24 protein-coding genes and 1 tRNA gene are annotated in these 24,309 nt (G+C 69.0%); 16 read left to right on the top strand and 9 right to left on the bottom strand.

The features are described from left to right. Positions 1-300: 300 nt before the first annotated feature. Complete coding sequence (gene smc / locus QUD34_RS05685; RefSeq protein WP_286355628.1) at positions 301-3,810, bottom strand: chromosome segregation protein SMC; 3,510 nt, start codon at positions 3,808-3,810, stop codon at positions 301-303. 226 nt (positions 3,811-4,036) lie between these two features. Here smc and QUD34_RS05680 point away from each other — a divergent pair, with 226 nt between their 5' ends. The 10 genes from QUD34_RS05680 to QUD34_RS05635 all read left to right on the top strand — a co-directional run bounded on the left by QUD34_RS05680 (position 4,037) and on the right by QUD34_RS05635 (position 11,528). Then, the gene (locus tag QUD34_RS05680; RefSeq protein ID WP_286355627.1) at positions 4,037-4,768 is read left to right on the top strand and encodes a hypothetical protein; all 732 of its coding nucleotides are present in this window, start codon (positions 4,037-4,039) and stop codon (positions 4,766-4,768) included. Continuing rightward, complete coding sequence (locus QUD34_RS05675; protein WP_286355626.1) at positions 4,768-5,616, top strand: hypothetical protein; 849 nt, start codon at positions 4,768-4,770, stop codon at positions 5,614-5,616. The genes QUD34_RS05680 and QUD34_RS05675 overlap by 1 nt, the downstream gene beginning before the upstream one ends. Continuing rightward, the gene (locus QUD34_RS05670; protein ID WP_286355625.1) at positions 5,613-6,191 is read left to right on the top strand and encodes a hypothetical protein; all 579 of its coding nucleotides are present in this window, start codon (positions 5,613-5,615) and stop codon (positions 6,189-6,191) included. Before QUD34_RS05675 ends, QUD34_RS05670 begins: the two co-directional genes overlap by 4 nt. Continuing rightward, positions 6,188-6,841, top strand: a complete 654-nt coding sequence (locus QUD34_RS05665; protein ID WP_286355624.1) for a hypothetical protein — start codon at positions 6,188-6,190, stop codon at positions 6,839-6,841. Before QUD34_RS05670 ends, QUD34_RS05665 begins: the two co-directional genes overlap by 4 nt. Before the next feature lie 17 nt (positions 6,842-6,858). Continuing rightward, entirely contained in the window at positions 6,859-9,168 is a 2,310-nt protein-coding gene (locus QUD34_RS05660; RefSeq protein WP_286355623.1) for a secretin GspD/PilQ domain-containing protein, read from the top strand. Then, positions 9,165-9,623, top strand: coding sequence for a type II secretion system protein (locus tag QUD34_RS05655; protein WP_286355622.1), 459 nt, complete (start codon positions 9,165-9,167; stop codon positions 9,621-9,623). The genes QUD34_RS05660 and QUD34_RS05655 overlap by 4 nt, the downstream gene beginning before the upstream one ends. Positions 9,624-9,709: 86 nt before the next feature. Beyond that, positions 9,710-9,795, top strand: a tRNA-Leu gene (locus QUD34_RS05650). Positions 9,796-9,928: 133 nt separating this feature from the next. Further along, entirely contained in the window at positions 9,929-10,198 is a 270-nt protein-coding gene (gene rpsO, locus QUD34_RS05645; protein WP_243293268.1) for a 30S ribosomal protein S15, read from the top strand. A gap of 56 nt (positions 10,199-10,254) precedes the next feature. After that, positions 10,255-10,929, top strand: a complete 675-nt coding sequence (locus QUD34_RS05640; RefSeq protein WP_286355621.1) for an NUDIX domain-containing protein — start codon at positions 10,255-10,257, stop codon at positions 10,927-10,929. Beyond that, the gene (locus QUD34_RS05635) at positions 10,926-11,528 is read left to right on the top strand and encodes an L-threonylcarbamoyladenylate synthase (RefSeq protein WP_286355620.1); all 603 of its coding nucleotides are present in this window, start codon (positions 10,926-10,928) and stop codon (positions 11,526-11,528) included. The genes QUD34_RS05640 and QUD34_RS05635 overlap by 4 nt, the downstream gene beginning before the upstream one ends. Here the strand turns inward: QUD34_RS05635 and QUD34_RS05630 are convergent, their stop codons facing one another. From QUD34_RS05630 to QUD34_RS05600, 7 genes are all read right to left on the bottom strand, one after another. Further along, complete coding sequence (locus tag QUD34_RS05630) at positions 11,529-12,278, bottom strand: hypothetical protein (RefSeq protein WP_286355619.1); 750 nt, start codon at positions 12,276-12,278, stop codon at positions 11,529-11,531. Next, positions 12,278-13,678, bottom strand: a complete 1,401-nt coding sequence (locus QUD34_RS05625) for an L-serine ammonia-lyase (RefSeq protein WP_286355618.1) — start codon at positions 13,676-13,678, stop codon at positions 12,278-12,280. Before QUD34_RS05625 ends, QUD34_RS05630 begins: the two co-directional genes overlap by 1 nt. 51 nt (positions 13,679-13,729) lie before the next feature. Further along, positions 13,730-15,304 carry an L-aspartate oxidase gene (gene nadB, locus QUD34_RS05620; protein ID WP_286355617.1) on the bottom strand — a complete coding sequence of 525 codons (1,575 nt, stop codon included), beginning with the start codon at positions 15,302-15,304 and terminating at the stop codon, positions 13,730-13,732. Continuing rightward, positions 15,301-16,089 (bottom strand): DUF309 domain-containing protein, encoded by a 789-nt coding sequence (locus QUD34_RS05615; protein WP_286355616.1) that lies wholly within the window; start codon positions 16,087-16,089, stop codon positions 15,301-15,303. Before QUD34_RS05615 ends, nadB begins: the two co-directional genes overlap by 4 nt. Next, a complete protein-coding gene (gene yaaA, locus QUD34_RS05610; RefSeq protein WP_286355615.1) occupies positions 16,086-16,808 on the bottom strand; it encodes a peroxide stress protein YaaA in 723 nt (240 codons plus the stop codon). The genes QUD34_RS05615 and yaaA overlap by 4 nt, the downstream gene beginning before the upstream one ends. Continuing rightward, entirely contained in the window at positions 16,805-17,512 is a 708-nt protein-coding gene (locus QUD34_RS05605; protein ID WP_375380013.1) for a DUF3473 domain-containing protein, read from the bottom strand. Before QUD34_RS05605 ends, yaaA begins: the two co-directional genes overlap by 4 nt. Positions 17,513-17,619: 107 nt before the next feature. Beyond that, complete coding sequence (locus QUD34_RS05600; protein WP_286355614.1) at positions 17,620-18,315, bottom strand: MotA/TolQ/ExbB proton channel family protein; 696 nt, start codon at positions 18,313-18,315, stop codon at positions 17,620-17,622. Positions 18,316-18,357: 42 nt separating this feature from the next. Between QUD34_RS05600 and QUD34_RS05595 the strand changes: the two genes are divergently transcribed. The 4 genes from QUD34_RS05595 (at position 18,358) to tatC (ending at position 21,132) form a co-directional block, all read left to right on the top strand. Beyond that, positions 18,358-19,728 (top strand): UDP-glucose dehydrogenase family protein, encoded by a 1,371-nt coding sequence (locus QUD34_RS05595; protein ID WP_286355613.1) that lies wholly within the window; start codon positions 18,358-18,360, stop codon positions 19,726-19,728. Next, positions 19,725-20,072: an AtuA-related protein gene (locus QUD34_RS05590; RefSeq protein WP_286355612.1), complete on the top strand. Its 348-nt coding sequence runs from the start codon at positions 19,725-19,727 to the stop codon at positions 20,070-20,072. The genes QUD34_RS05595 and QUD34_RS05590 overlap by 4 nt, the downstream gene beginning before the upstream one ends. Before the next feature lie 29 nt (positions 20,073-20,101). Then, a complete protein-coding gene (gene tatA, locus QUD34_RS05585) occupies positions 20,102-20,287 on the top strand; it encodes a twin-arginine translocase TatA/TatE family subunit (RefSeq protein WP_286355611.1) in 186 nt (61 codons plus the stop codon). Positions 20,288-20,361: 74 nt separating this feature from the next. Then, entirely contained in the window at positions 20,362-21,132 is a 771-nt protein-coding gene (tatC, locus tag QUD34_RS05580; protein WP_286355610.1) for a twin-arginine translocase subunit TatC, read from the top strand. On the opposite strand, the gene QUD34_RS05575 is transcribed toward tatC, so the two are convergent. Then, positions 21,120-22,208, bottom strand: coding sequence for a UDP-N-acetylglucosamine--N-acetylmuramyl-(pentapeptide) pyrophosphoryl-undecaprenol N-acetylglucosamine transferase (locus QUD34_RS05575; RefSeq protein WP_286355609.1), 1,089 nt, complete (start codon positions 22,206-22,208; stop codon positions 21,120-21,122). The genes tatC and QUD34_RS05575 overlap by 13 nt on opposite strands. A 211-nt stretch (positions 22,209-22,419) precedes the next feature. Here QUD34_RS05575 and QUD34_RS05570 point away from each other — a divergent pair, with 211 nt between their 5' ends. Both QUD34_RS05570 and QUD34_RS05565 read left to right on the top strand, forming a co-directional pair. After that, positions 22,420-23,169, top strand: coding sequence for an electron transfer flavoprotein subunit beta/FixA family protein (locus tag QUD34_RS05570; protein WP_286355608.1), 750 nt, complete (start codon positions 22,420-22,422; stop codon positions 23,167-23,169). Between the two features lie 36 nt (positions 23,170-23,205). Next, positions 23,206-24,186 (top strand): electron transfer flavoprotein subunit alpha/FixB family protein, encoded by a 981-nt coding sequence (locus tag QUD34_RS05565; protein WP_375380001.1) that lies wholly within the window; start codon positions 23,206-23,208, stop codon positions 24,184-24,186. The last annotated feature ends 123 nt before the right edge of the window (positions 24,187-24,309 follow it).

The following is a 24,309-nucleotide window of genomic DNA, read 5'->3' as shown; positions in this document are numbered from 1 at the left end:
CACATGAGCTTTTCCAGGTAGTTACGAAGCCGTCTCAAGGGCCTGTGGAAAAGCCTGTGGATTAGGGCCTTCCGGAGGGTCTAAATCCAGTCGAAAGACAGATTTCCCTAGCCCGGAAAGCGAAATTGCAATCTATTCATCTTCTTTATATTCAATACTTATATTGACGACATTAGCAGAATCTGCCGAGCAATCCCGAGCCGGGGTTTTCCACATTTTCGCTTTCTTTCGCATTGACAGCCAAAAAGCCCTTGAGCGGCGTGGAAAGAGGGGCGAAAGCGCCCCAGCACAAGCGTTTCGTCACACCAGCGCCTCGGCCTCCCGCAGCTGCACGCTCACCAGCCGGGAGCAGCCGGCTTCTTCCATGGTGACGCCATAGAGGGTGTCTGCCGCGACCATGGTGGGCTTCTGGTGCGTGATCACGATGAACTGAGTGTCGGCCTTCATCTTCTGCACCATGGCGGCGAAGCGGCCCACGTTGGCCTCGTCCAGGGGCGCATCCACTTCGTCCAGGACACAGAAGGGGCTGGGTTTGAAGTGGAAGATGGCGAAGAGCAGCGAGATGGCCGTGAGGGCCTTCTCACCGCCGCTCAGCAGCGTGAGCGCCTTGGCGGTCTTGCCGGGGGGCTGGGCCGTGATCTCGATGCCGCACTCCAGCAGGTTCTTCGGGTCCTCCAGGCTGAGGTGGGCGTTGCCGCCGCCGAAGGCCTCCCGGAACACTTCCTGGAAGCGGCTGTTCACGAAGTCGAAGGCCTCGCGGAACCGATCCTCGCTGGTGGCATTGATCTCCTGGATGGTGGATTCCAGGTTCCCGATGGCGGCGGTGACATCGGCCCGCTGCTCATTCATGAAGGTCAGGCGGGTCTCCGCCTCTTCCAGTTCCTGGATGGCCAGGGGGTTCACGCCGCCCAGGTCCATGCGCCGGCCGTGCAGCTCGTTCAGACGGGTCTGGTGCACCAGCTCGCCCTCGTCCCAGGCCTCGCGCTCGGCCTCCCTGATCCCGGCGAGGAAGGCGGGGATCTCCAGCCCCAGGGCCAGTTCCACCTCCTTGGCCAGCGCCTCCTGGCTGCCCTGCACCTGGGCACCATGGATCAGCACTTCCTGGTGCTGGGCCCGGGCGTTCTCCAGAGCCTCCTGGAACTCGCGGGCGCCCCGCTCCTGCACGCGCAGGGCCTCCTGATCCAGTTCCAGCTTCGGCTGAGCCTCCTGCGCCTGGGCCTGCACGGTTTCCCGCTCCCGCAGCAGCTCCTGGGATTCGGATTCCAGCTCCGCCAGGCGCTTCACGCAGGCTTCCGCCCGCGAAGACTGGTCGGCGGATTCCGCCTCCAACCGCTGGCGCTCGGCCTCCAGATCGAACCGGCCCCGCTGGGCCAGCTGGAGGTGGCGCTCGTGGCCGTCGCGCTCAGCCCAGGCCGCGTCGCGGCTCCGGGCCACTTCCAGGCGCTCGTCGCGGCGCCCATCCAGCCGCTGCCGGGCCTCGCGGACGAGGCTCTCGGCCTGATGGATGGCCTCGTCCAGGGCCGCGTCGCCTACCTCCTCCGGGTGCTCCTCCAGGTCGCGCAGCAGCCCCTGCAGCCGCTTGATCTCGGCTTCGATCTGCTCCCACAGGGCGTCGGCCCGCTCGCTGGCGGCGTTGATCTCGGAGAGCTGGGCCTGGAGCCCCGTCCTCTGGGCTTTCAACGAGTCCACGCGGCGGCGCAGGACCCGCAGATCCTCGTCGATCTCCACGGACCGCTCCCGAGCCGCCCGGGTCTCGTCGCCTCCGCTGGCACGCCGGGCCTCCAGGTCCTCCAGACGGTCCAGCAGGGCCTCGCGGGTGGCCTTGGCCTCCTCCTGCTCCACCCGCAGCTTGAGCGGCGAGGCGGCGGGCGCGGACACGCCCAGCTGCACGGGGCCGAAAGGCAGGCGGATGGCGCCCGGCGACACGAAGGCCAGGTCCGGGTGGGCCAGGGCCAGGGCCGGCAGGGCCTCGTCGGAGCAGCGGAAGGCGCGGTCCAGCAGCCGGCCGAGGGGCCGCTCCGAGCTGGTCCAGTGGAGATGGGCGCTCAGGGGCTCGCAGCCTTCGGGCGGCGCAGGAACCGCCTGCGCCCCGTCGAGGGCCAGCAGGAGATGGCCCGGGGCCTCGGCGGCCCGCTGCACCAGGGAGGCCTCCACCGCGAGGGTCTGGAGCCAGCTCCCCAGGAGGCGCTCCAGATCCGGCCGGACGGCCTCGTCCACTGTGAGCAGCTCCACCAGGGCCCGCGGCCGGGCCCCCTGCTCGCGGAGCCAGGTGAGGCCCTTCTGCATGGCCTCATCGCCGAAGCTCTTGGCCAACAGGTCCGAGAGCTGGCGCAGGCGCCGTTCCGCCGCATCCAGTTCGGCCTCGGCCCGATGGTGATCCTGGGCCAGGGCGCGCTGGACTTCCTCCAGCTGGTCCGCCCGGCGGCGCTGGTCCAGCGCCGCCTCTTCGGCCTGTTCCAGCTGGGCGAGCAGACCCTCCAGCGTCCGCTCCACCTGGCCGGCTTCGGTCTGGAGCGTCTCCAGGCGCGGGGCGCGCACCGACTCTTCATGGTTGAGGCCATCCAGCCGGCCTTCGAGCTGGGCGATCTGGCTCTGGAACCCGAGGCGCTGCTTCTGGCGGGCCAGGGCCTCCTTCTGGGATTCGGCCTTGCGCTCCCGCAGGGCCTGGAGTTCCGCTTCCTCGTGGCGCAGCGACCCCTGGGCCAGGGCCAGGAGCTCCTCGGCCTTGGCCAGGTCGGCCTCCCGCTGGCCGAGGCGATCCGCGGCCTCCTTCAGCTGGGCCTCGAGTGCCGTGAAGGAATCCCCGGATTCCGCCAGCCGCGCCGCCAGGGCCTGGATGTGCTCGCCCAGCCGGCTCCGGTGCCCCTGGGCCTCACTCCGCCGGTCCTCCTGGAAGCTGCGTTCCTGGTCCGCCAGCTGCAGGCGCTGGTCCAGCCCGAGGATGGCGCTGGTGCGCTTGGCCTGGGCCTGCTGCTGCTCGTCCACGGAGAGGCGCAGGGCCTCCACTTCCGAGGCCTTCTCCGAGACCTGGGCCGTGAGTTCCGCCACCCGGCGCTCGGTCTGATCCAGCTGGTCGAGGAGGCGCCGCTTGGCCGCCTCCAGTTCCACCACCTTGCCGGCCAGCAGGATGCGCTGGGTGACCTTGATCTCCTCGTCCAGCTCCTTGGCCTTCCGGGCCCGGGCCGCCTGGCGGCGCAGCGAGTCCATCTGCTTGTTCAGTTCGTAGAGGATGTCGTCGAGGCGCTGCAGGTTCGCCTTGGTCTCATCCAGGCGCTTCTCGGCGTCGGCGCGGCGCAGCTTGTACCGCGTGATGCCGGCGGCCTCCTCCAGCAGCAGGCGCCGGTCCTTGGGCTTGCTGCTGAGGATGAGATCGATCTGCCCCTGCTGGATGAAGCTGTAGGCCCGGGTGCCCATGCCCGTGTCCAGCAGCAGGTCCTGGACATCCTTCAGCCGGGCCTCCCGGCCGTTGATGCGGTACTCGCTGCCGGTGTCGCGGTAGAGCCGGCGGGAGATGGTCACCTCCCGGGTCGAACCCGGCAGGGCCGGATCGGGCATCTCCAGGACCAGCTTCACCTCGGCCAGGCCCGTAGCCCGCCGCTGGGCGGTGCCCGCGAAGATGACATCGGCCATCTCCGCCCCGCGCAGCATGGAGGCCCGCTGCTCGCCCAGCACCCAGGCCAGGCTGTCGGAGATGTTCGACTTGCCGCAGCCGTTCGGGCCCACGACGGCAGTCATGCCACCGGGGAAACTGAGCTTCTGGGCATCAGCGAAGGACTTGAATCCGTGGAGTTCGAGGGAGATCAGGCGCACGCGGTCAGCGCTCCGGGGGTGACAGTGGGGAACATCTCCCCCCATCATTCCATACCATTCGTGTTTGTCTGGCCCCCTTGGGAAACCGGGGCAGGCCCGGTAGACTCGATCTCTCCCTCTGCCCCAGTCAGGAGTCACTTGTGGAGCCCCTCCAAGACCCCGTGCCCGACCCGACGACGGATGTCGGGCCGGAGGCTTGCCAGCCCGCCATTCAGGGAGTGAGGTCGTGAGGCTGCCTTTCTTGCAAGCCCCGGAGACTTCCCTCCTCTGGCTGGAGGCCCACCGCCTCGCCGCGGGAACGCACCGGCGGCCCCTGGCCGGCCTCCCCACGGAGGACCAGCTGGCCCAGGCCCTGGCCGCCCTGCCCCTGGGACCCACGCGCTGGGTGATCGACGACCTCTGGGCGCCCTCCGTGCTGTTGAGGGACCAGGCGGAGCTGCCGCGGGGCGCCGAGGCCCAGGAAGCCTTCTTCCGCTGGCGCTTCAGCCAGTCCCTGGCCCTGGAGGAACCCCACTTCGTCCAGGCCATCGAGATCGAGCCTGGAACCTGGCTGGCCTCGGGCATCCGCGAGGACCTCCGGGACTCCCTCCTCCAGCTGGGCCTGCGCCTGGACCGGAACCTCCACGCCATCACCCCCCGCTGGCTGCACCTCTACAACCTGCTGGCCCCCACCCTCGACCTGCCCGGCATGCTGCTCTCGCTGAGCCCTGCGGGCGGGAACCGCTATGCCGGCAGCCTGGTCGCCTGGGGTCGGACGCTCTGCCTGCTCCGCCAGTGGAGCGAACCCCTGGATCCCCAGGGCTGGAACGAGGAACGCATCGCCCCCAGCGCGGCCTTCCTCCAGCGGGAATCACGGACGCCGCAGAGCCTCCATGTCTGGGGCGCGTCCAGCTGGCCGGACGCGGGCATCCCCACCCGCATCCTGGATGACCGCTTCGCCATGGCAGAGGCGCCCTGATGGCCGTTCCCGTCCTTCACCTCAATCTGGCCCCCCGGCCCAGCCGGTGGCGGCAGCATCACCAGGCCCTGGGCTGGGCGGCCCTGGGGCTGGGCACGGTGGCCCTGCTGGGCTCCCTCGGCCTCACCTGGCGGGCCTACCACCAGGCGGGCCGCGCGGGCCGCGAGGCCGTCACCTTCGCCGAGGAGACCCGGCGCGCCGCCCAGCAGGAACAGCACCTCCAGACCTCCCTCCAGGACATGGACGCCGCCCGCGAACAGTCCCGCTGGAAGGTCGCCGAGCGCATCCTCCTGGAGCGGAGCCTGCCCTGGTCGCGGATCACCGCCGAGCTGGAGCAGTGCATGGTCCCCGACATGCGCCTGAAGGGCCTCCAGCGGGCCCGCAGCAGCGGCCAGCAGGTGGTGATGAAGCTGAAGGCCGAGGCCCGCACCCAGCAGGCCGAAGTCGCGTTCGTGGACGCCCTGCGCGCCACACCCGTCTTCGCCCAGGTGATTCTCGAGCGGGAATCCGAGCGGCAGGGCGGAGGCTGGGACTTCGAGCTGAGCCTCCCGGCCGCCACCGTGCCTCCACCCTTCCAGTTCAAACCCGTGAAGACCGCCCCCGCCAGGGCCGCCGCTCCGGCCGCCCTCCCCGCGGGACTCAGGCCCGCCATCGCGGCGCCTCCCGCCGCGAAGTCCGGTCCCCAGGGACCTGTCCCGGGGCGCCCCTCGCCGGCGTTGAGCCAGGGCGCGGCCGCCCAGGGTGCGGCTGAAAAGCTCCAGGTCCGCCCCGCTCCGCCCACGGACGAAGAGGAAGAGACCCGTCGGCCCCGGCGGCAGCCCCGTATCCCGAAGAGGCCCCTCCCATGAGCAGCCCCCTCCGCACGAGCCGCCTGCGCCTTGCCATTGGTGGCCTGGGGCTGGCCCTGGGCCTGGGCGTGGCCTTCTTCCTCCTGCCCGACGCATCCCAGCAGCTGGCCCAGAAGCTGAGGGCCAAGCGAGAAGCCGAGCTGAACCGGAACCAGCAGGTGCAACGGCTCAAGGAGCTCCAGCAGCTGGCCGACCGGATCCGCCGGGGCCGGGAGACCCTCGCCGACCTTGAGGGCCGCCTGCCCCGGGGCTCCGCCGGCGAGCTCCAGTGGACCCTCAGCAAGCAGCTGCATGAGCTTGCCCAGAAGCACGGCCTGCGCCTGCAGACCATCAAGTACGGCCTGCCCAGCCGGGAGGGCTCCCGCGGCACGGACCTGGAAGCCATCGATGTGGAGTTCGTCGCCATCGGCGTCTACGCCAGCCACAAGGCCTTCATGCTCGAACTGGAAGGTTCCGGCCTGCCCTTCGCCGTGCGGGACGGCCGCCTGGAGGAGAGCCCTGAAGGGGCCCGGCTCGACATCGTGCTCCGAGCCTTCCGCAAGGCCGGCACACCGGATCGGGAGGAGGAGGCATGACCGCCCCCGCGCCCACCGGCGCTTTCGACTTCCAGGCCATGACCCAGGAGCTGCGCACGAACCGCCGGACGCAGGCGGCCCTCGCCGGGTTCGTGCTGGTCATCGGCTACGCCCTTTATTCCTTCTTCGCGCCGGACGCCCCCCGGGCGCGGCGGACGGCCGCCGCCAGGACCGCCGTTGCGCTGGATCCCCGCCAGATGCAGGGGCTGCGCCGCCTGCCGGATCTCGCCGCCCTCGACAAGGCGGGGGAGCTCCCCCCCGGCGCCAAGGTGCAGCGCGACCTCTTCCTCTTCGAGGCGCCCCCGCCCCCGCCCGCCAAAGTGAAGCCGCCCCCGCCCCCGCCGCCTCCCACGCCCGAGGAGATCGAGCGCCAGCGGCTGGCCCAGGAGAAGGCCGCGGAATACTCCGCGCGGCCCCAGGACCTCCGCTACCTGGGGTTCTTCAAGGGCAGCCCCTCGGGTCTCGTCGGAGCCTTCATGAAAGGCGAAGAGCCCGTGACCCTGCTCCAGGGGACCGTCCTCAAGGAACGCTGGAAGCTGGTGTCCATCCTCGATACCCGCGCTGAGTTCCAGAACACCAAGTACCCGGACCTGCGGCTGGTCCTGGAGGTCCGCGAGGCCTCCGGCGGCGCCCCCGTCAATCAATTCTGATCCGAAGGATGCCCCCGATGCCGATTCCCTCCTTCGCCCCCTTCCGGAACGCCCTGATCCTCGCGGGAGCCCTCCTGCTGACCCTCGGGTGCAGCCTGCACAAGGCCAACCGGGCCTTCGACGAGGGCCGCTACGACGAGGCCGTGGTCGCCTACCGCGATGTGCTGCGGAGCGACCCCTCGAACACCAAGGCCCGCATCGGCATCAAGCGGGCCTCCCAGCGCGCCGCCGAGACCCACCTCGCCCAGGCCCGGCAGGCTGAAGGGCGGGGCATGAACGATACGGTGCTGATGGAGGTCCGCAAGGCCCTGGTGCTGGACCCCGACAACCAGATCGCCCAGGACTGGCTGATCAAGCTGGAGCAGAAGGCCGCCCGGGAGCGGGCCGAGGCGGATGCCCTGGAGGATCTCGAGCTGATGAAGGCCAAGGCCGACGCCGCCAACGCCGTGCAGCTCAATCCCCGGTCCATCGAAGGCATCGACCTGAATTTCAGCCGCCGCACCAGCCTGAAGGAGATCTTCGCGACCCTGAGCCGCGCCTCGGGCGTGAACATCATCCCCCACAAATCCTTCGTGGATCAGACCATCTCCATCGACCTGCGGGGCCTGGCCTTCCAGCGGGTGCTGGACACGCTGATGCTGCAGAACGACCTGTTCTACAAGGTGATCGACAAGAACACCATCATGGTCTTCCAATCCACGCCCCAGAACCGCGAGGCCTACGAGAACCAGATCCTCAAGACCATCTACCTGGCGAACGCCGATCCCAACGATGTGCGGCAGGTCCTCAACACCATCAACCCGCAGCTGCGGGTGATCATCGACAAGCGGCTCAACGCCATCATCGTGAAGGCCAAGCCTCTGGAACTGACCATCGTCGACCAGGTGATCCGCAGCCTCGACAAGGCCAAGGCCGAAGTCATGGTCTACCTCGAGCTGATGGAAGTCACCGAGAACAGCCTCGAGCAGATCGGCCTGCTGCCTGTCATCAACGCCTCCGACAGTTCCGGCACCTACCGCATGGGCGCCACCACGGTGAACAACACCTCCGGCATGAACACCAACTCCGGGTTCACCAAGATCCACACCGCCGACATCCGCGTGCTGTTCCCCAACCTCGCCCTCGATTTCCTCAAGGGCAACGGCGATGCGCGCCTGGTCGCCAGCCCCAATGTGCGCGTGCTTTCCGGCGAGACCGGCGAAGTCAACATCGGCGAGAAGATCTCCACCACGCAGAGCCAGCTCTCCCTGCCCACCACCGGAACGACCGGCACCGCCAACGCCTCGTCCCTGCTCGGCGGCGTGGGCCAGACCTCGTTCTCCTACGAGGATGTGGGCGTGAAGATCAAGGTGGAGCCGCGCGTCCACCACAATGGCGAGATCACCCTCAAGATCGAGAGCCTGGTTACCACCCTCAAGTCCGGCTCCACCCCCGGCCGCCCCGACCTCGGCAAGCGCGAGATCAAGACCTCCGCCCGCCTGCGCGATGGCGAGACGGCCATCTTCGGCGGCCTGCTGAAGGACGAGGAGCAGAAGAGCCTCCAGGGCATCTGGGGCCTCGCCGACATCCCGTTCATCGGGCGGCTGACCGGCAACACGCGCAACAGCAAGGCCAAGACCGATGTGATCCTCACCATCCGGGCCGTACTGGTGCGGAAGCCCGTGATCAGCGACCAGGACATGTCGGCCTTCAACCCCGAGGATGCGACCGCCCAGGCGGGCCCCTTCACGCCCAAGGCCGTCAAGAAGGCACCTGCGGCCGATCCCGCCGCGACGACCCCCGCCACCGCGCCGGCCGCTGGCCCCGCCGGCGGAACGGCCGCCCCGGCCACCAACCCAACCACCAACCCGGCCACGCCTTCCAATCCCACGCCCCCTCCGGCGGACGCCATCCAGGACAAGAAGCCCATCGAGGAACCGCGTCCCCCCACGGCCTCGGACCTGGTGATCTTCATGTCTCCCGTGGCCTCGGAGATCAAGGCCGGTGAGAAGGTGCAGATCAGCCTCACCGTCAGCGGCGGCAAGGGCCTCAGCTCCGGCTCCATGGACCTGCGCCTGCCGGCCGGCCTTCGGCTGAACGCGGTGGCACCCGGCGACTTCATCACCGGCGAAGGCGGAAGCCTGGAGCAGTTCCCGGGCAAGGACGGCGCCCTGAAGATCACCTTCAAGCGCAATGGCGCCGGCGTCGACAGCGGGCTTCTGGCCACCCTCGTGCTGGAGGGCCTCACCGCCGGGAACGCGCCGGTCCTCATCCAGAGCGGCCAGTTCCTGGTGGGCAACCTCCCCATCTCCGGGCGCTGGTCCAACGCCCTCGTGACGGTGCAGTGAGCCGCCAGCGCGGATTCACCCTCCTCGAGCTGGTCATCACGGCCACGGTGCTGCTGATCCTCGCCTCCGTGACGGTGCCCCTGGCCCGCAACGGCCTCAAGCGCCAGCATGAGCTGGAGCTGCGCCGCGCCCTGCGCGAGATGCGCCTGGCCATCGATGACTACAAGAAGCAGGCCGAGCAGCAGAAGATCAAGGCTCCGCCCGCCGAGGCGAACTTCTATCCCGAAAGCCTGGAGGTCCTGGTGGAGGGCGTCCCGGCCGCCGGGTCCATCAGCCGCAAAGTGCGCTTCCTGCGCCGCATCCCCGTCGACCCCTTCACCGGCAAGGCCGAGTGGGGTCTGCGGAACACCAATGACGACGCCAACAGCACCAGCTGGGGCGGCGGGCATGTCTACGATGTCTTCAGCCTCTCGCAGGGAACCGGCATGAACGGCATCCCCTACCGGGAGTGGTGAGAATGCCTGTTGCCTCCGCCGGTGAACCGCGCTAGGCTTGCAGTTCGGCACATCCGGATCCCTCGGGCCCCGGGTTGTTCTTTCAAGCGGATATGGCGGAATTGGTAGACGCGCTAGTTTCAGGTACTAGTGTTCACAAGACGTGGGGGTTCGAGTCCCTCTATCCGCACCATTTTTTCGCCGGTATTGCCGGAAGAAAATGGTCGTTGAAAAGCAAAAGGCATCTGGCCTCCTCCAGATTCGACCCACCTTCGGTACGGGACTGAGGGTTCGGGTGACGGGCGATCCCCCGAAAAGGAGCCACCATGGCCCTGAATGTGGAACAGAAGAAGATCATCATCGACGACTACAAGCAGCACGAGTCGGATACGGGTTCGCCCGAGGTCCAGGTCGCGATCCTGACCAAGCGCATCAACGACCTGACCGAGCACTTCAAGACCCACACCAAGGACTACCACAGCCGCCGCGGCCTCATGATCATGGTCGGCCAGCGCCGCCGCCTGCTCGACTACCTCAAGAAGAAGAGCAAGGAGCGCTACGCCACCCTCATCGAGCGTCTCGGCCTCCGTCGGTAGGCCTTCACCGCTTCGCAAAACGCCCGCGCAAGCGGGCGTTTTGCTATGTTCAGAAGATGGACCTGAAACCCCTGCCCCGGCCCGAACATCCGGACCCCTACACCGTCCTCGAGCGTCGGTTCGTGTATGACTCGCCCTGGATCCGCATCCGCGAGGACCGCTTCCGGCACCGCAAAGGCGCCGAGGGACGCTACGCCGTCTGCGGATTCCGCCGCACCGCCTGCGGCGTCCTGGCCCTGGATGAAGCGGACCGCGTGGTGCTGGTGGGTCAGTGGCGCTATCCCCTGGAGGCCTATTCCTGGGAGATCCCCGAAGGGGGCGGCGACACGACCGAGAGCCCCTTCGAAGCCATCCGCCGCGAGCTGGCCGAGGAGGCCGGCCTCGCCGCCCAGGTGTGGGAGCCCCTCTGCTTCTTCCACACGAGCAACTCCTCGACCGAAGAGGAGGCCTTCCTCTTCCTCGCCACGGGCCTCACGCCCACGGCGGGCCATCACGCGGAGGACGACGAGGAGCTGATGCTCCACCGCGAACCCTTTGCGGACTGCGTGCGGCGCGTGCTCTCGGGGGAGATCACCGACAGCCTGACGGTCCTGGCCCTCCTGGCCCTCCAGGCCAAGCGCAGCGGCCTTGGCGCGGACCTGGACGCGGCCCTGGCGGAACGGTTCTTCCAGCGACCCCAGGACCACCCCTCTGCGGGCCGGGCCCGGTGGGACCAGTTGGGGGCGCCATGATCCTCACCCTGCACCCCGAGACCCCCCAGGTGCGCCACCTCGAACGCATCGTCGAGCTGCTGCAGCGCGACGGCGTCATCGCCTACCCCACGGACACCCTCTTCGGCCTGGGTTGCCTCGTGTCGCGCAAGAAGGCCGTGGACCGCATCCAGCTGCTCAAGGGGCGCGATCCCAAGAAGCCCATGTCCATCCTCTGCTCCGACATGGAGATGTTCTGCCGCTATACGCGCCACCTCGAGACGCCCACATTCCGCATCCTGAAACAGATGCTGCCCGGTCCCTATACGGTGCTCCTGCCGGCCAGCCGCGAGGTGCCGCGGTACCTCCAGAACAAGCAGGTGGTGGGCCTCCGCATTCCCGACCATCCGTTCTGCCGCGCCCTGGTGGCGATGCTCGGCGAGCCGATCATCACCACGAGCGCGGCCCTGCCCGATCAGCCCGTGCTGAACACCGCCTGGGAACTCGAGGAGGAACTCGGCCACGCCCTCGACCTGGTGGTGGACTGTGGGCAGCCGCTGGGGGTCCCCAGCACCATCGTGGACCTATGCGGAGAGGAACCCATCCTGGTGCGGCAGGGCGCGGGCCCCTGGCCGGTGTAATCACTTCGCCCGGTCGGCCGCCTTCTTCTTCAGGGTCTGGTATTCCTCCTCGCTGAGCAGACCGTCGCGCTTGAGCCCTTCGATGCGGCGCAGGGCCCCCTCCAGATCGAAAGCGGGCGGCGGCGGAGCGGCCTGGACCGGTTTCGGAGCCTCTGGGCGGGCCGCCGAGGGAGCCACCGGGGAAGCCGCAAACCCGCCGAGGGTCCGCCCCAGGTCCTCGCACCAGCGCCCAAACCGGACGGGAACGGCCTCGGGGTTCGTCCCCTCGAAGGTGTCGTGGAAGGCGCCGAGCAGTTCCCCCGTATCCCCATCCACGAGCTTGAGGTCGAAGGAGAGGACGACTGCCCCCATGGACATGTAGTCATCGGCCTGACCCACGGCATCCACCACCCGGGCGACGAGGTGGAGGTCCCCGCTGGCCTGGGACACGGGAAGGCTCCCCTTCAGGCCGCGCCGGAGCCCCTTCTCCAGATGTCCGGGGAGGGCATCCTCCACCCGCTGCAGGAAGGCCTGGTCTTTCAGGGCCCGCTTGCCCAGCACCCAGGCGGCCGGCTCCCAGGCCTTGAGCCGGATGGACCGCTGGCGGAGGTCGAGCCCCGGTTTCAGCCACTGGAACCCGAGCGCCTTCGTGGACTGGAAAGTCACCCCGGGCCCGAACCAGGCGGGCTCCAGCCGGCCTCCGTCCATTGCCGCGGTCTGGCCCGAGAGCAGGGCGGGAACGGTGAACAGCAGGGCAGCGGATCGGCGCATCAGCACTCCGGAAGGTTGACGGTGAAGTCCAGCGGGGCCTCGAGCACGGTCACCGCGAGTCCGCCCCGGGCGGTCTCCTTGTATTTGCTCTTCATGTCGGCGCCGGTGTCGCGCATGGTCCGGATGACCTTGTCCAGGCTCACGAAGTGGTGGCCATCCCCATAGAGTGCCATGCGCGCGGCGTTGATGGCCTTCACGCTGGCCATGGCGTTGCGCTCGATGCAGGGCACCTGCACCAGACCGCCGATGGGATCGCAGGTCAGCCCCAGGTTGTGCTCCATGCCGATCTCGGCCGCGTTCTCCACCTGGTCCGGCGTCCCGCCCGTCACCTCGGCCAGCGCCCCGGCAGCCATGGAGCAGGCCACGCCCACCTCGCCCTGGCAGCCCACCTCGGCGCCGCTGATGGAGGCGTTCTCCTTGTAGAGCGCACCGATGGCCCCCGCCGTGAGCAGGAAGCGCACCACGCCATCGTCCGTGGCGCCGGGAACGAAGCGCCGGTAGTAGTGCAGCACCGCGGGGAGGATGCCCGCGGCGCCGTTGGTGGGCGCCGTCACCACGCGCCCCCCGGCGGCGTTCTCCTCGTTCACCGCCAGGGCGTAGAGGCTCACGAAATCCATGGCCGTGAGGGGATCCTTCAACCCGGCCTCGGGCGTCTCCGTCAGGCGCCGATGGAGCGCAGGGGCCCGGCGGGCCACCTTCAGGCCGCCCGGCAGCACGCCCTCGGTCGCGCATCCACGCCGCACGCAGGCCTGCATCACCCCCCAGATCTCCAGGAGACCAGCTCGGATCTCCGCCTCGGGGCGCCAGGTCCGCTCGTTTTCCAGCATGAGCTGACTGACGCTCAGCCCCGTCTCTCGGCAGCGCTTCAGCAGCTCATCTCCCGTGTGGAAGGGATGAGGGGGCTCCGGCCCCAGTGGGGCTGGGTTCAGAGCCCCCTCTTCCACCACGAAGCCGCCCCCCACAGAGTAGTAGACCTGCATCCGCAGCACGGTCCCGGCGGCATCCAGGGCCGAGAAGCGCAGGCCATTGGGATGGAAGGGCAGGCTCTTCCGCAGCAGGAGGAGGTGGTCGGGTTCGCGGAAGACCACTTCGCGGCGGCCGAGCAGGGCCAGGCGCTCCGTCCCCCGGACCTTCGCCAGCAGGCCCTCCACGGCCTCGATGTCCACGCCCTCCGGAGTCTCCCCGAGGAGGCCCAGGATCACCGCCTTGTCGCTGCCGTGGCCCCTCCCCGTAGCGCCGAGGCTGCCGAAGAGCTCGACCTTGACCGCCGCCGTGGCCGCCAGCAGGCCCGCGCCCTCCAGGGCCAGGGCGAACCGCCGCGCCGCCCGCATGGGCCCCACGGTGTGGGAGGAACTGGGCCCGATGCCGATTCGGAACAGGTCGAACACGGACAGCGTCATGCCCTCATTGTCCCCGATCATGCAATCAATTGGCCTGAGCCAGCCACCGGGTCAATCAACCCGGTAGTGGCAGCCCCGGCTTTCAGGGTTCTGCAGGGCCGCGTTGAGGATGAGGCGGGCACAGAGGATGCCGCTCCGCAGCTCCAGCAGTTCCCGGCTGAGGGTGGACTCGTGATAGAAGCGCTCCATCCGGTGGGCCAGATAGTGCAGGTCCGCCTTGGCCCGCTCCAGCCGGGCCTTGGTGCGGACGATGCCGGCGTAGTTCCACAGGGTGCTGCGGATCAGCCCCCAGTCCTGGTCGATGAGGAGCGGATCCATCTCCTTGGAGGTCTCCGGCGTGCGCCAAGCGGCGAGGTCCCCGGGATCCGGCTCCAAGGCCCCGGCCAGTTCGCGGGCGGCCGCCTCGGCACCCCGGAATCCCCAGACCAGGCCTTCGAGCAGGCTGGTGGAGGCCAGGCGATTGGCGCCGTGAAGCCCCGTGCAAGCCACCTCTCCGGCCGCGAAGAGGCCCGGCAGGCTGGTGCGGCCATCCAGATCCACCAGCACGCCTCCGCAGAAGTAGTGCGCCGCCGGCACCACGGGAATGGGCTGGCGGTGCGGATCGATACCTTCGGCGCGGCAGGCCGCCATCACCGTGGGGAAGTGCTCGTCGAGGTCCAGCCTCGCCGCCAGGGGGGCCAGGTCCAGGAAGGCGCAGGGCTCTCCGCTGGCCGCCATCTCCTGGAAGATGGCCCGGCTCACCACATCGCGGGGGGCCAGCTCCAGCTGCTCGGGAGCGTACTTCGTCATGAACCGCTCACCCTTGCGGTTCACCAGCCGCGCGCCTTCGCCGCGCAGGGCCTCGGTCAGCAGGGTGCGGGGCTTGCCGGGCACATAGAGGGTCGTGGGGTGGAACTGGAGGTATTCGCAGTTCACGATGCGGGCGCTGGCCCGGTAGGCCGCGGCGAGCCCGTCGCCTGTGGCGCCCGGAGGATTGGTGGTGTGCAGATAGAGGTACCCGAGGCCGCCGGTGGCGAGCAGGGTCCGCCGGGCCAGGGCCCCTTCCACTTCCCCCGTGGCCGGGTCGAACAGGTAGGCGCCGTGGACGCGGATGGGCTCGTACACCCGCACGGGGCTGACGCAGTGGTGGGGGCTGGTGATGAGATCCACCAGGCAGAGATGCTCCCGCACCTGGATGTTCGGATGCTTCCGGACGGCCTCACTGAGGGCAGTCTGGATCGCCAGCCCGGTGGCGTCCTTGGCGTGGTAGATACGCCGCGCGCTGTGGGCGGCCTCGGCGGTGGGATCAGGAGTCCCGTTCGCCCCCAGGTCGAAGGGCACGCCCAGCCGCTCCCACAGAAAGGCGCGGCAGAGCTTCGGACCTTCTTCCGCCAGCAGCCGCACCGCCTCGGGCCGGCACAGGCCCGCCCCGGCAGCTTCGATGTCGGCGGCCAGCAGGTCCGCGGAATCCCCCTCCTCGGGCGGCGCCAGTCCGATGATGCCGCCCTGGGCCCAGGAGGTGTTGCTGCCACCCAGCTCATCCTTGGCCACCAGCACCACGGAGACGCCCAGATCCGCCGCGCGCAGGGCGGCCGAACAGCCGGCGATGCCCGCGCCCAGGACCAGCAGATCGGCCGCTTTGCTCATGCCAGCTCCCAGGTGGGGCGGTCCAGGGCCCACAGGGGTCCGAAGAGCGCATCCTCGTCCGCATCGTCCATCATGCGCTTTCCATGGTCCAGCCGCCGGGCCGTCAGGTCCAGCGCCGCCTCGGCCCGCACCTCGCCCCAGGGCGTGACAACGCGGCCTCCGCAGGCCTCCAGCCGGCCCAGGGCCTCTTCCCACAGGGCCGCCAGGCCGCTCGCGTTCTGGAGCTGGAGATGGTGGTAGCCCCCCGCCAGGAGGATGAGCCCCTGGAGCTGGTCCTTCAAGTCGCCCTCCGCCGCGGTCCACAGGGGTTCCAGGGCATCGTGGCACTCGTGGTAGAGCCCATGGTTGAAGAGGGAGACGCCACAGGCCAGCGGGTAGCGTTCACCCAGGGGCAGCGGCGTGAGGGCCGCCAGCTGCCAGCCGCAGCGCAGGCTCACCAGGGGACCCCAGGCCCCCCAGGTCGCGGCCGGGCGCCATCCCTCGGGGCCACCTTCCGCCGTGTCCGGCCAGGTCCGGCGGTGGGCCTCCCAGGCCGCCAGCGGATCGTGGTGGCCCAGGGCGCCGAGCATCCGGGCGGCATGGAGCAGCAGCTCCCCTTCCGGAACGCCCGCAGGGTGGAGCTTCCGCAGCCCCGGGGCCCCGAGGATGACCGGCCAGACCAGCGCCTGGCGGGCCTCCGGATCGTGCAGCGCCGCCTCCAGGCGGTCCTGAAGGAACCGGTGGATCTCCAGGGGCAGTCGCGGCTGGCGCTGCCAGAAGGGGGTCTGATTGCAGGCGTCGCTCATGATTCCACCAGCAGCCGGAGGGCCAGGCCGCCCCGGTCGTTCTCGTCCGCCCCGGCCCACTGGCAGCCGGAAATTCTTCCCTTCAGCACCTTGCGCGGGTCGCCCTGCCGGTGCGCGAGGATCCATCGCGCCACCAGACCCCGGTACTTCTTCGAGAAGTGGCTGATGGCCCTGCCGCGGGCATCGAAGATCTCCACGGTGTGCCGGGGCCGCACCCAGCTTTTGAGCAGGTCGGCCCCATCGCCGGGCAGCAACTCCCACAGGGGCCCGGCGGGAATCGCCGCCAGCTGGGCCGGGAGGGCCTCCCGCCAGTGGGCCCTCAGGCCGGGAATGGCGCCGGCCTTGAGCTTGTAGGGCGGCACGGGCTCGTCGCCGCGCACCAGGCCCCGCAGGTTGGACAGGACGAACACCTGAGCCCAGGTCTCCGGCGGCAGGGTGGCCGCGTCGAGAGCCTGGAAGGCGACCCCCGTATAGCGCGCCAGCGCCGGCAGCACGGGAACGACGCCTCCCAGCGCCAGGGCCTCCGCGCGGGCCTTGGCCAGGGCGAGCTCCTTGACATCGAAGACCTTCCTCAGGACCTCGGGATCGTTCTTTTTCGCCAACGCCACCAGCCGCTCCCGCACCCAACGCTGGGCGGGCGTCTCCGCGAGGCGTGCCGGGGTTCCGCCGGGGGCTTTGTCTTCGGAGGGCGCGAGGAGGATGATCGGCGCGTCCTTCATCGGGCCTCCACCCAGGCTTCGAGGGTCGTGAGGCGGAACCCCGCGAACAGGTCCCGCAGATGCCCCGCGTGACCCCGCAGACCGGCGCTGTGCGCGAACCGGTGGCCGAACGAGGCGCCGGGCAGGTCCGGCTGGCCCTCGTCCAGCTCCCAGGGGTGCAGCACCAGGGGCGTGCCCGCATCCTCGGCGGCCAGAGTCTCCAGAGCCCGGCGCACGAGGCTGAAGGGCAGCACCCGCGGCCCCCAGCCCCAGAGCGGCGACCGGGGTGGCCCCGACCAGAGCACGGGAGGCGGCAGCTCCCACACCCCGTTGGGAAGGCGGTGGGGACGCCGGGGCCAGGCCGGATTTCCGATGACCGAGAGCGGCACGCGGCTGGAGTCGTACCGGAAACCTAGCTCCGGAAGATCCTGCCACCAGTCCGCGGCCACCCCCCGCAGGCTCCACTCCGGAGCGCGGTAGCCCACCACCGGTTGACCCGACAGGTCCTCCAGCAGAGCCCGGCCGTCGCGCGCCGAGGCCCGCCACTCGGTGCGGCTCATCTCGAACGCGCGCCGATGGGTGAGTCCGTGCAGGCCGATGGCATGGCCCTCCGCCACGATGCGCCGCAGCAGGCCGGGATGGCGTGCGGCCTGGTCCCCCAGGCAGAACCAGGTGGCCGTGGCGCCCAGCTCCGCGCAGAAGGCCAGCGACCGTTCCGTGGCCAGCGGCAGCCGGCATTCGAAGCGGTCCAGGGCCTCGGGCTGGTCGTAGGGCGGGCAGCAGAGCTGGAACCAGTCCTCCCAATCCAGGGAGAGCGGAAGCCGGTGGCCTCTCAGGTGAAGTTCCGCTCGGAAAGGCTGATGAACTCGAGGGAGAAGTCATCCAGCTCCGTCTGGAACTGCTTCAGCTGGCCCTGGAAGAAGTTGTAGGCCATGAGGGCGGGAATGGCCGCCACCAGGCCGATGGCGGTGGCCACCAGGGCCTCGGAGATGCCGGGCGCCACCGTGGCCAGATTGGCGTTGCCCGTGGCGCCGATGCCGCGGAAGGCATCGATGATGCCCCACACCGTGCCGAAGAGGCCGATGAAGGGGCTGACCGCCGCCACCGTGGCCAGGCCTCCCAGGGAGCGCTCAAGACGGCCCATCTCCACCACGCTTGCCCGCTGGAGGCTCCGTTCCACGGCCTCCATGCTCCGGAGCTGCGGGCGGCCATCCACGCCCACCTGGCGCAGCTGGTAGGTCACCTCGCCGTAGCCTGCCACGAACAGGCCCACGAGGGGGCTGAGGGCGAACTTCTCGATCTGCTGCTTCAGCTCGCGCCAATCGGTGGCGCGCTTGAAGGCCCCGCGGAACTGCTCGGACACCGCCCGGCTGCGACGGTAAAGCAGAGCCTTGCGGATGATCACCACCCAGCTCAGGAGGGAAAAGGTCGCAAGGATCGCCAGCACCGTCTTGGAAACCGGCCCCGCATGCAGCATGACCTCCAGCAGATTGACCTCGTTGCCCGTGGGTGCCGCTAGGATCGCCATGCTGTCTCCTCCCCCGAATGATAGCAAGCTACACTGGATGCTTTGCGCGAGGACATCATGCAGGTGCTGGTCATCGGGTCGGGATATGTGGGGCTGGTGGCGGCGGCCTGCTTCGCCGAAGCGGGGCACCGCATTCTCGGGGTGGATGTGGACGCGGCCAAGGTGGCCACCCTCTCCCGAGGCGAATCGCCCATCTTCGAGCCGGGCCTGGACGAGCTCCTCGCCAGGCACCTGGCCTCCGGCGCCCTGCGCTTCACCACGGACCTCAAGGCCGGCATCGCGGATGCGGACGCGGCCTTCATCTGTGTGGGCACCCCCCAGAGCGAAGATGGCAGCGCCGACATGAAGTATGTGCTGGCCGTGGCGGGCCAGATCGGCGATGCCATGGCCCTCCGTGCCAAGGACGCCAAGCCGCTGATCGTGGTCGACAAGAGCACCGTGCCCGTGGGCACCGCCGCCCGCGTCCATGCCGAGATCGCCGCCCATACCGACCGCGCCTTCGAGGTGGTGAGCAACCCCGAGTTCCTGCGGGAAGGCTCGGCCATCGGCGACTTCCTGGAGCCCGACCGCGTGGTGGTGGGTTGCCGCTCGGATCACGCCGAGGCCGTGATGAAGGGACTCTACCAGTCCTTCCTGGACCGCAGCGGCGGCAAGTGGTTCCGCATGGATCCGCCCAGTGCCGAACTCACGAAGTACGCCGCCAACGCCATGCTGGCCCTGCGCATCAGCTTCATCAACGAGATCGCCAACCTGGCGGAGTGCGTGGGCGCGGATGTGGATCATGTGAAGACGGCCATCGGCGCCGACCACCGCATCGGTCCCGCCTTCCTCAACCCCGGCCCCGGCTTCGGCGGTTCCTGCTTCCCCAAGGATCTGCAGGCGCTGCTCAAGGTGGGCCGCGAGCAGGGCCACCCCCTCATGACCCTGGCCGCCACCGTGGAAGCGAACCGCCACCAGAAGCAGGTGCTCCTGAAGAAGGTGAAGGCGCACTTCGGCGTGCAGGCCGGCGTCCCCGCCCCGCTGAAAGACCGGCGCTTCGCCCTCTGGGGCCTGGCCTTCAAGGCCAACACGGACGACATCCGCGAAAGCATGGCCCTGGAGCTCATCGATGGCCTGGTGAACCTGGGCGCCGAAGTGGTGGTGCATGATTTCGCCGCCATGGAGGCCGTGAAGGCGAAGATCGGCGACAAGGTGCGCTACGCGGAATCGCCGCTGGCCGCCTGCGAAGGCGCCGACGCCCTGCTCATCGCCACGGAATGGTCCGAATACCGCGAGGCCGACCTAGAGGCGGTGGCCAAGGCCCTGAAGGCCCGCCGCATCTTCGATGGCCGCAACCTGTTCCGGCCCGAAGCCATGCAGGCCAAAGGCTGGACCTACCACTCCCTGGGCCGCCGGGCCGTGGAGGGGAAATGACCCGCATCCGACTCGAAGACATCGCCCATGCCCGCAGCGGCGATAAGGGCGACGGCTCCAATGTGGGCGTCATTGCCTACACGGAGGCCGGCTACCGGCTCCTCCAGCGGGAGCTCACGGCGGAGCGCGTCAAACATCACTTTTCAATCATATGTAAAGGCAGTATTGAACGCTTCGAGGTGCCTAACCTCAAGGCCATCAACTTCATCCTGCACGACTCGCTCGGCGGCGGCGGCAGCGAAAGCGTGAAAACCGATGCTCAGGGCAAGACCCACGGGCAGGCTCTGCTTAGAATGGAACTCGATCTTCCCGGCGATGTATCGCTGGCCGATCTGAAACCCTGACACCGCACCACCCGACTCGGAGCGCACCCATGGGCAACCTCGGAATGATGGAAATCCTGCTGATCGGCATCGCCCTGCTGATCTTCTTCGGCCCCTCCCGCCTGCCGGAACTGGGCAAGAGCCTCGGCAAGGGCATCCAGGAGTTCAAGAAGGCCAGCAAGGAGCTGACGGATTCCGTGAAGGAAGATGTCACCTCCGACAAGGACAAGAAGTAGGCCTGAAGGCCCTTCATTGACCGGCCTCCCCAGGGAGGCCGGTCCCTTTTCCCCCTCATCTCACCCAGAGGACCATGCCGCTTCCGGCCGCGCCGCCCGACAAGATGAGCTTCTGGGAGCACCTGCAGGAGCTGCGGGTGCGCATTGTGCGCTCGCTCCTCATCGTGGCCGTGTGCTTCGCGGCGACCTACGCCTTCCGCTTCAAGCTCTGGATCTGGGCCCAGAAGCCCTTCCTCGACGCCATGGCCCGCCAGACCGGCAAGGCCGCCGCCGAGCTCCAGCCCTTCGCCTTCACCGATCTCACCGAGCCCTTCTTCAGCATGATGCGGCTCTCCCTCTGGGCCGCCGCCTTCCTTGCCGCGCCGCTCCTCTTCTACCAGCTCTGGGCCTTCATCCGGCCCGGCCTCCTGCCCAAGGAGCGCCGCCTCGTCATCCCCTTCGTGGTGGTGACCTCGGGCTGCTTCCTGGCCGGATCGGCCTTCGCCTACACCCAGGCCTTCAAGTTCCTGGGCGACATCCTCTTCCAGGAAGCCGCCGCCGCCGGGCTGCGCGCCAACCTCCATGTCTCGGACTACCTCGACCTCTTCATCTCCACCACGCTCATCACCGGCGTGATGTTCGAGCTGCCCGTCCTGTTCTTCTTCCTCGCGAAGTTCCGCATCGTGACCGCCCGCCTGATGCTGAAGTACTGGCGCCACGCCACCATGGCCATCCTGATCTTCAGCGCCTTCTTCACCCCCGGCGATGTCGTCGTCACCACCATCTTCTTCAGCGTGGTCCTGCTCGGCCTCTACTTCATCTCCGTCGCCGTCGCCTGGGCCGCCGAACCCCGTCAGCCCAGGTAGGACGCCAGGTCATCCAGGCAGAGGTCCACGGCCCGGTTGGGCTCAGGCGCCTTGGACAAGTCCTGTCGCATCGTCGCATCCCCCATGCGGGGCAGGATGGCCGCCTCCAGCCGCGAGGCGAGATCCTCCGCCTGCTCCACGACCGTGGCCCGGCCTTCCTCCGCCAGGGCCCGGGCGTTCATGCGCTGGTGGTCGTTGGCGCTGGTGGGCAGGGGCACCAGGATGGCCCCCCGCCCGGCGGCCTTCAGCTCCGCGCAGGTGCTGGCCCCGGAGCGGCTCACGATGAGGCTGGCCGACTCCATGGCCTCGTCCACGCGGGCGATGAAGGGGACCAGCGCATGCCGGGCATGGCGAGGGCGGTCCTTCAGCCGCTCGGCTTCCGCGGCCCCCGCCTGGTGCAGGATCTCCCACTCCGGGTGGGCCTCCAGCAACGCCGGGGCGACGGCGAGCATCGCCTCGTTGAGGGCCCGCGCACCGCCGCTTCCGCCCAGCACCAGCAGCCGGAAAGGCGCGGTCAATTCCTCGGCTCGCCGGAAGTCCCGGAGGAAGGCTCCGCGCACCGGTGTGCCCACCAGCCGGCAGTCCGCTCCGGGCAGCATGGGCCGCACGGCCTCGAGACCACACCACACGCGCCGCGCCTTCGGCGCCAGGAGCTTCACCAGGGCGCCCGGTGCCGCATTGCTCTCGTGCAGGAAGAAGGGGATGCCCAGGGCCCGCGCCGCCAGCAGCGCCGGGGCCGCGCCGTAGCCCCCCGTGCCGATCACAGCCCAGGGCCGCTCGCGGCGCCACAGGGATTTCAGCCGCGCCATGGCGCGCCACAGTTTCCAGGCGGACTTCACCGCCCTCAGGGGTGAGCGCCCCAGGAAGCCCTCCACATCCAGCAGCAGATGGGGCCAGGGGCCTGCGGGCAGTTCCCGGGCCTCGATGCCTCGGCACGCACCCACGAAGGTGATCGGACGGTCAGACCACCGGGCGCGAGCTCCCTCCGCCAGCGCCAGCGCCGGAAAGAAGTGGCCGCCGGTCCCGCCTCCCGTGAGGACCAGGGCTCCATCGAAGATCGGCGTGAGGTCGCGCATGATCAGACCACCATACCGGAACGCCGGTGGATGCTACCTCAGGACAATGCCCAGGACCATGCTCCGGGCATGGCCGTTCCTACCCGGAGACAAGGGTGATTCCTGGCACAAAGAACGATAAAGCCCACCGAGATGGAGCCTTTCCTCGCGCTAGAATGCCCTTTTGCACCGGCCCACGGCCGGCTCGTCCAAGACGCATCAGGGAGCGCCCATGAAGATCCTCGTCGCCCTCAAACAGGTCCCCGATACCGAGACCAAGATCAAGGTCGCCGCCGATGGGCGCTCGCTCGATCCTGCCGATGTCAAGTGGATCACCAGCCCTTATGACGAGTACGCGCTCGAAGAGGCCATCCGCATCAAGGAAGGCAAAGGCGCGGAAGTGGTCGCCCTCTCCGTGGGCGGTGATTCCGTGAAGGAAGTCCTCAAGAACGCGCTGGCCCTGGGCGCGGATACCGCCGTGCTGCTGAAGGGCGACGGTCAGGGCGATGCCTTCGCCGTGGCGCAGATGATCGCCGCCTACGCGAAGGACAAGGGCTTCGATCTGATCCTCTGCGGCAACAAGGGCCTCGGCGGCGACAACGCCGCGATGGGCCCCATGCTGGCGGAGCTGATGGGCATCGGCCAGGCGAATGTGGTCGTGAAGCTGGAACTCGGCGAGGGCACCTTCAAGGCCGAGCGCGAGATCGAGGGCGGCACCGAGATCGTCGAGGGCGCGCTGCCCGCGGTCATCACCGCGCAGAAGGGGCTCAACGAACCCCGCTACGCGAGCCTGAAGGGCATCATGGCCGCCAAGAAGAAGACCATCGAGGAAGTGGAGGCCACTCCGGCGACCACGGGCGCTCAGATCAGCGCCCTGGCCCTTCCCCCTGAGCGGCCCGCAGGCCGGAAGCTGGAAGGCGATGCCGCCGCCCAGGCCCAGGCCCTGCTCCAGGCCCTCAAGGACGAAGCCAAGGTCTTCTAGCCGCTCCCCCTCTGCCGACTGATCCGATTCGAAAGGATGACATCCATGATTCTCGTGTTCTGTGAACTGAAGGACGGCCAGATCCGCAAACCCAGCCTCGAAGCCCTCAGCGAGGGCCGCCGTCTGGCGGATGCCGCCGGCAAGCAGCTGGGCGCCCTCTTCGCCGGTGCCTCCTGCTCGGGTTCCGCGGAGGCCGCCAAGTACGGTGCCGATGTGATCCTCACCGCCGAGGGCCCGGCCCTGACCTCCTATTCCAGTGATGTCTTCGCCGCCGTCCTCGCCGACGCCGTGAAGAGCAAGGGCGCCACCGTGCTCCTCGCCGCCGCCACGGCCGTGGGCAAGGATGTCGCGCCCCGCGCCGCCGCCCGCCTGGGCGCCGGCTACGCTTCGGATGTCACCGGCCTGTCCATGGTCGATGGCAAGCTCCAGGCCGTCCGCCCGGTGTACGCAGGCAAGGCCTTCGCCACCACCTCCTTCGCCAGCGGGGTCCAGGTGGCCACCACCCGCCCCAATGTGTTCCCCGCCGCCGAAAAGGCCGCGGCCGGAACCACCGAAACCCTGGCCGTACCGGCCAGCGACTTCAAGTCCGTGGTGAAGGAGATCCTCGCCAAGGCCAGCGGCAAGGTGGACCTCAGCGAAGCCAATGTCATCGTCAGCGGCGGCCGCGGCATGAAGGACGGCGCCAACTTCAAGATCCTCGAGGAACTGGCGGACGCCCTCGGGGGCGTCGTCGGCGCCTCCCGGGCCGCCGTGGACGCCGGCTGGGGCCTGCCCCACAGCATGCAGGTGGGCCAGACCGGCAAGGTCGTCAGTCCCACCCTCTACATCGCCTGCGGCATCAGCGGCGCCATCCAGCACATCGCCGGTATGAGCGGCTCGAAGTTTATCGTCGCCATCAACAAGGATCCCGAGGCCCCCATCTTCAAGCTGGCGGATTACGGGATCGTCGGCGACCTCTTCGAAGTCGTCCCCGAACTCACCAAGGCCGCGAAGACCATGGGGATCGGTACCAACTAAGCTCCGTTCTTACCTGCAAAATCGCCCGGCAAACGCCGGGCGATTTTGCAGGTAAGAAAAGATTCGAACACCGAGGCCGAGCTTTGCCCGGTCGAGGTGTGGGGGCTCCGGGGGGACATCGCA

The organism is Geothrix oryzae, assembly GCF_030295385.1.
GTDB classification, from domain to species: Bacteria; Acidobacteriota; Holophagae; order Holophagales; family Holophagaceae; genus Geothrix; species Geothrix oryzae.
Note: the sequence above shows the minus strand (reverse complement) of the source record. Positions and strands in the feature narration are given on the sequence as shown.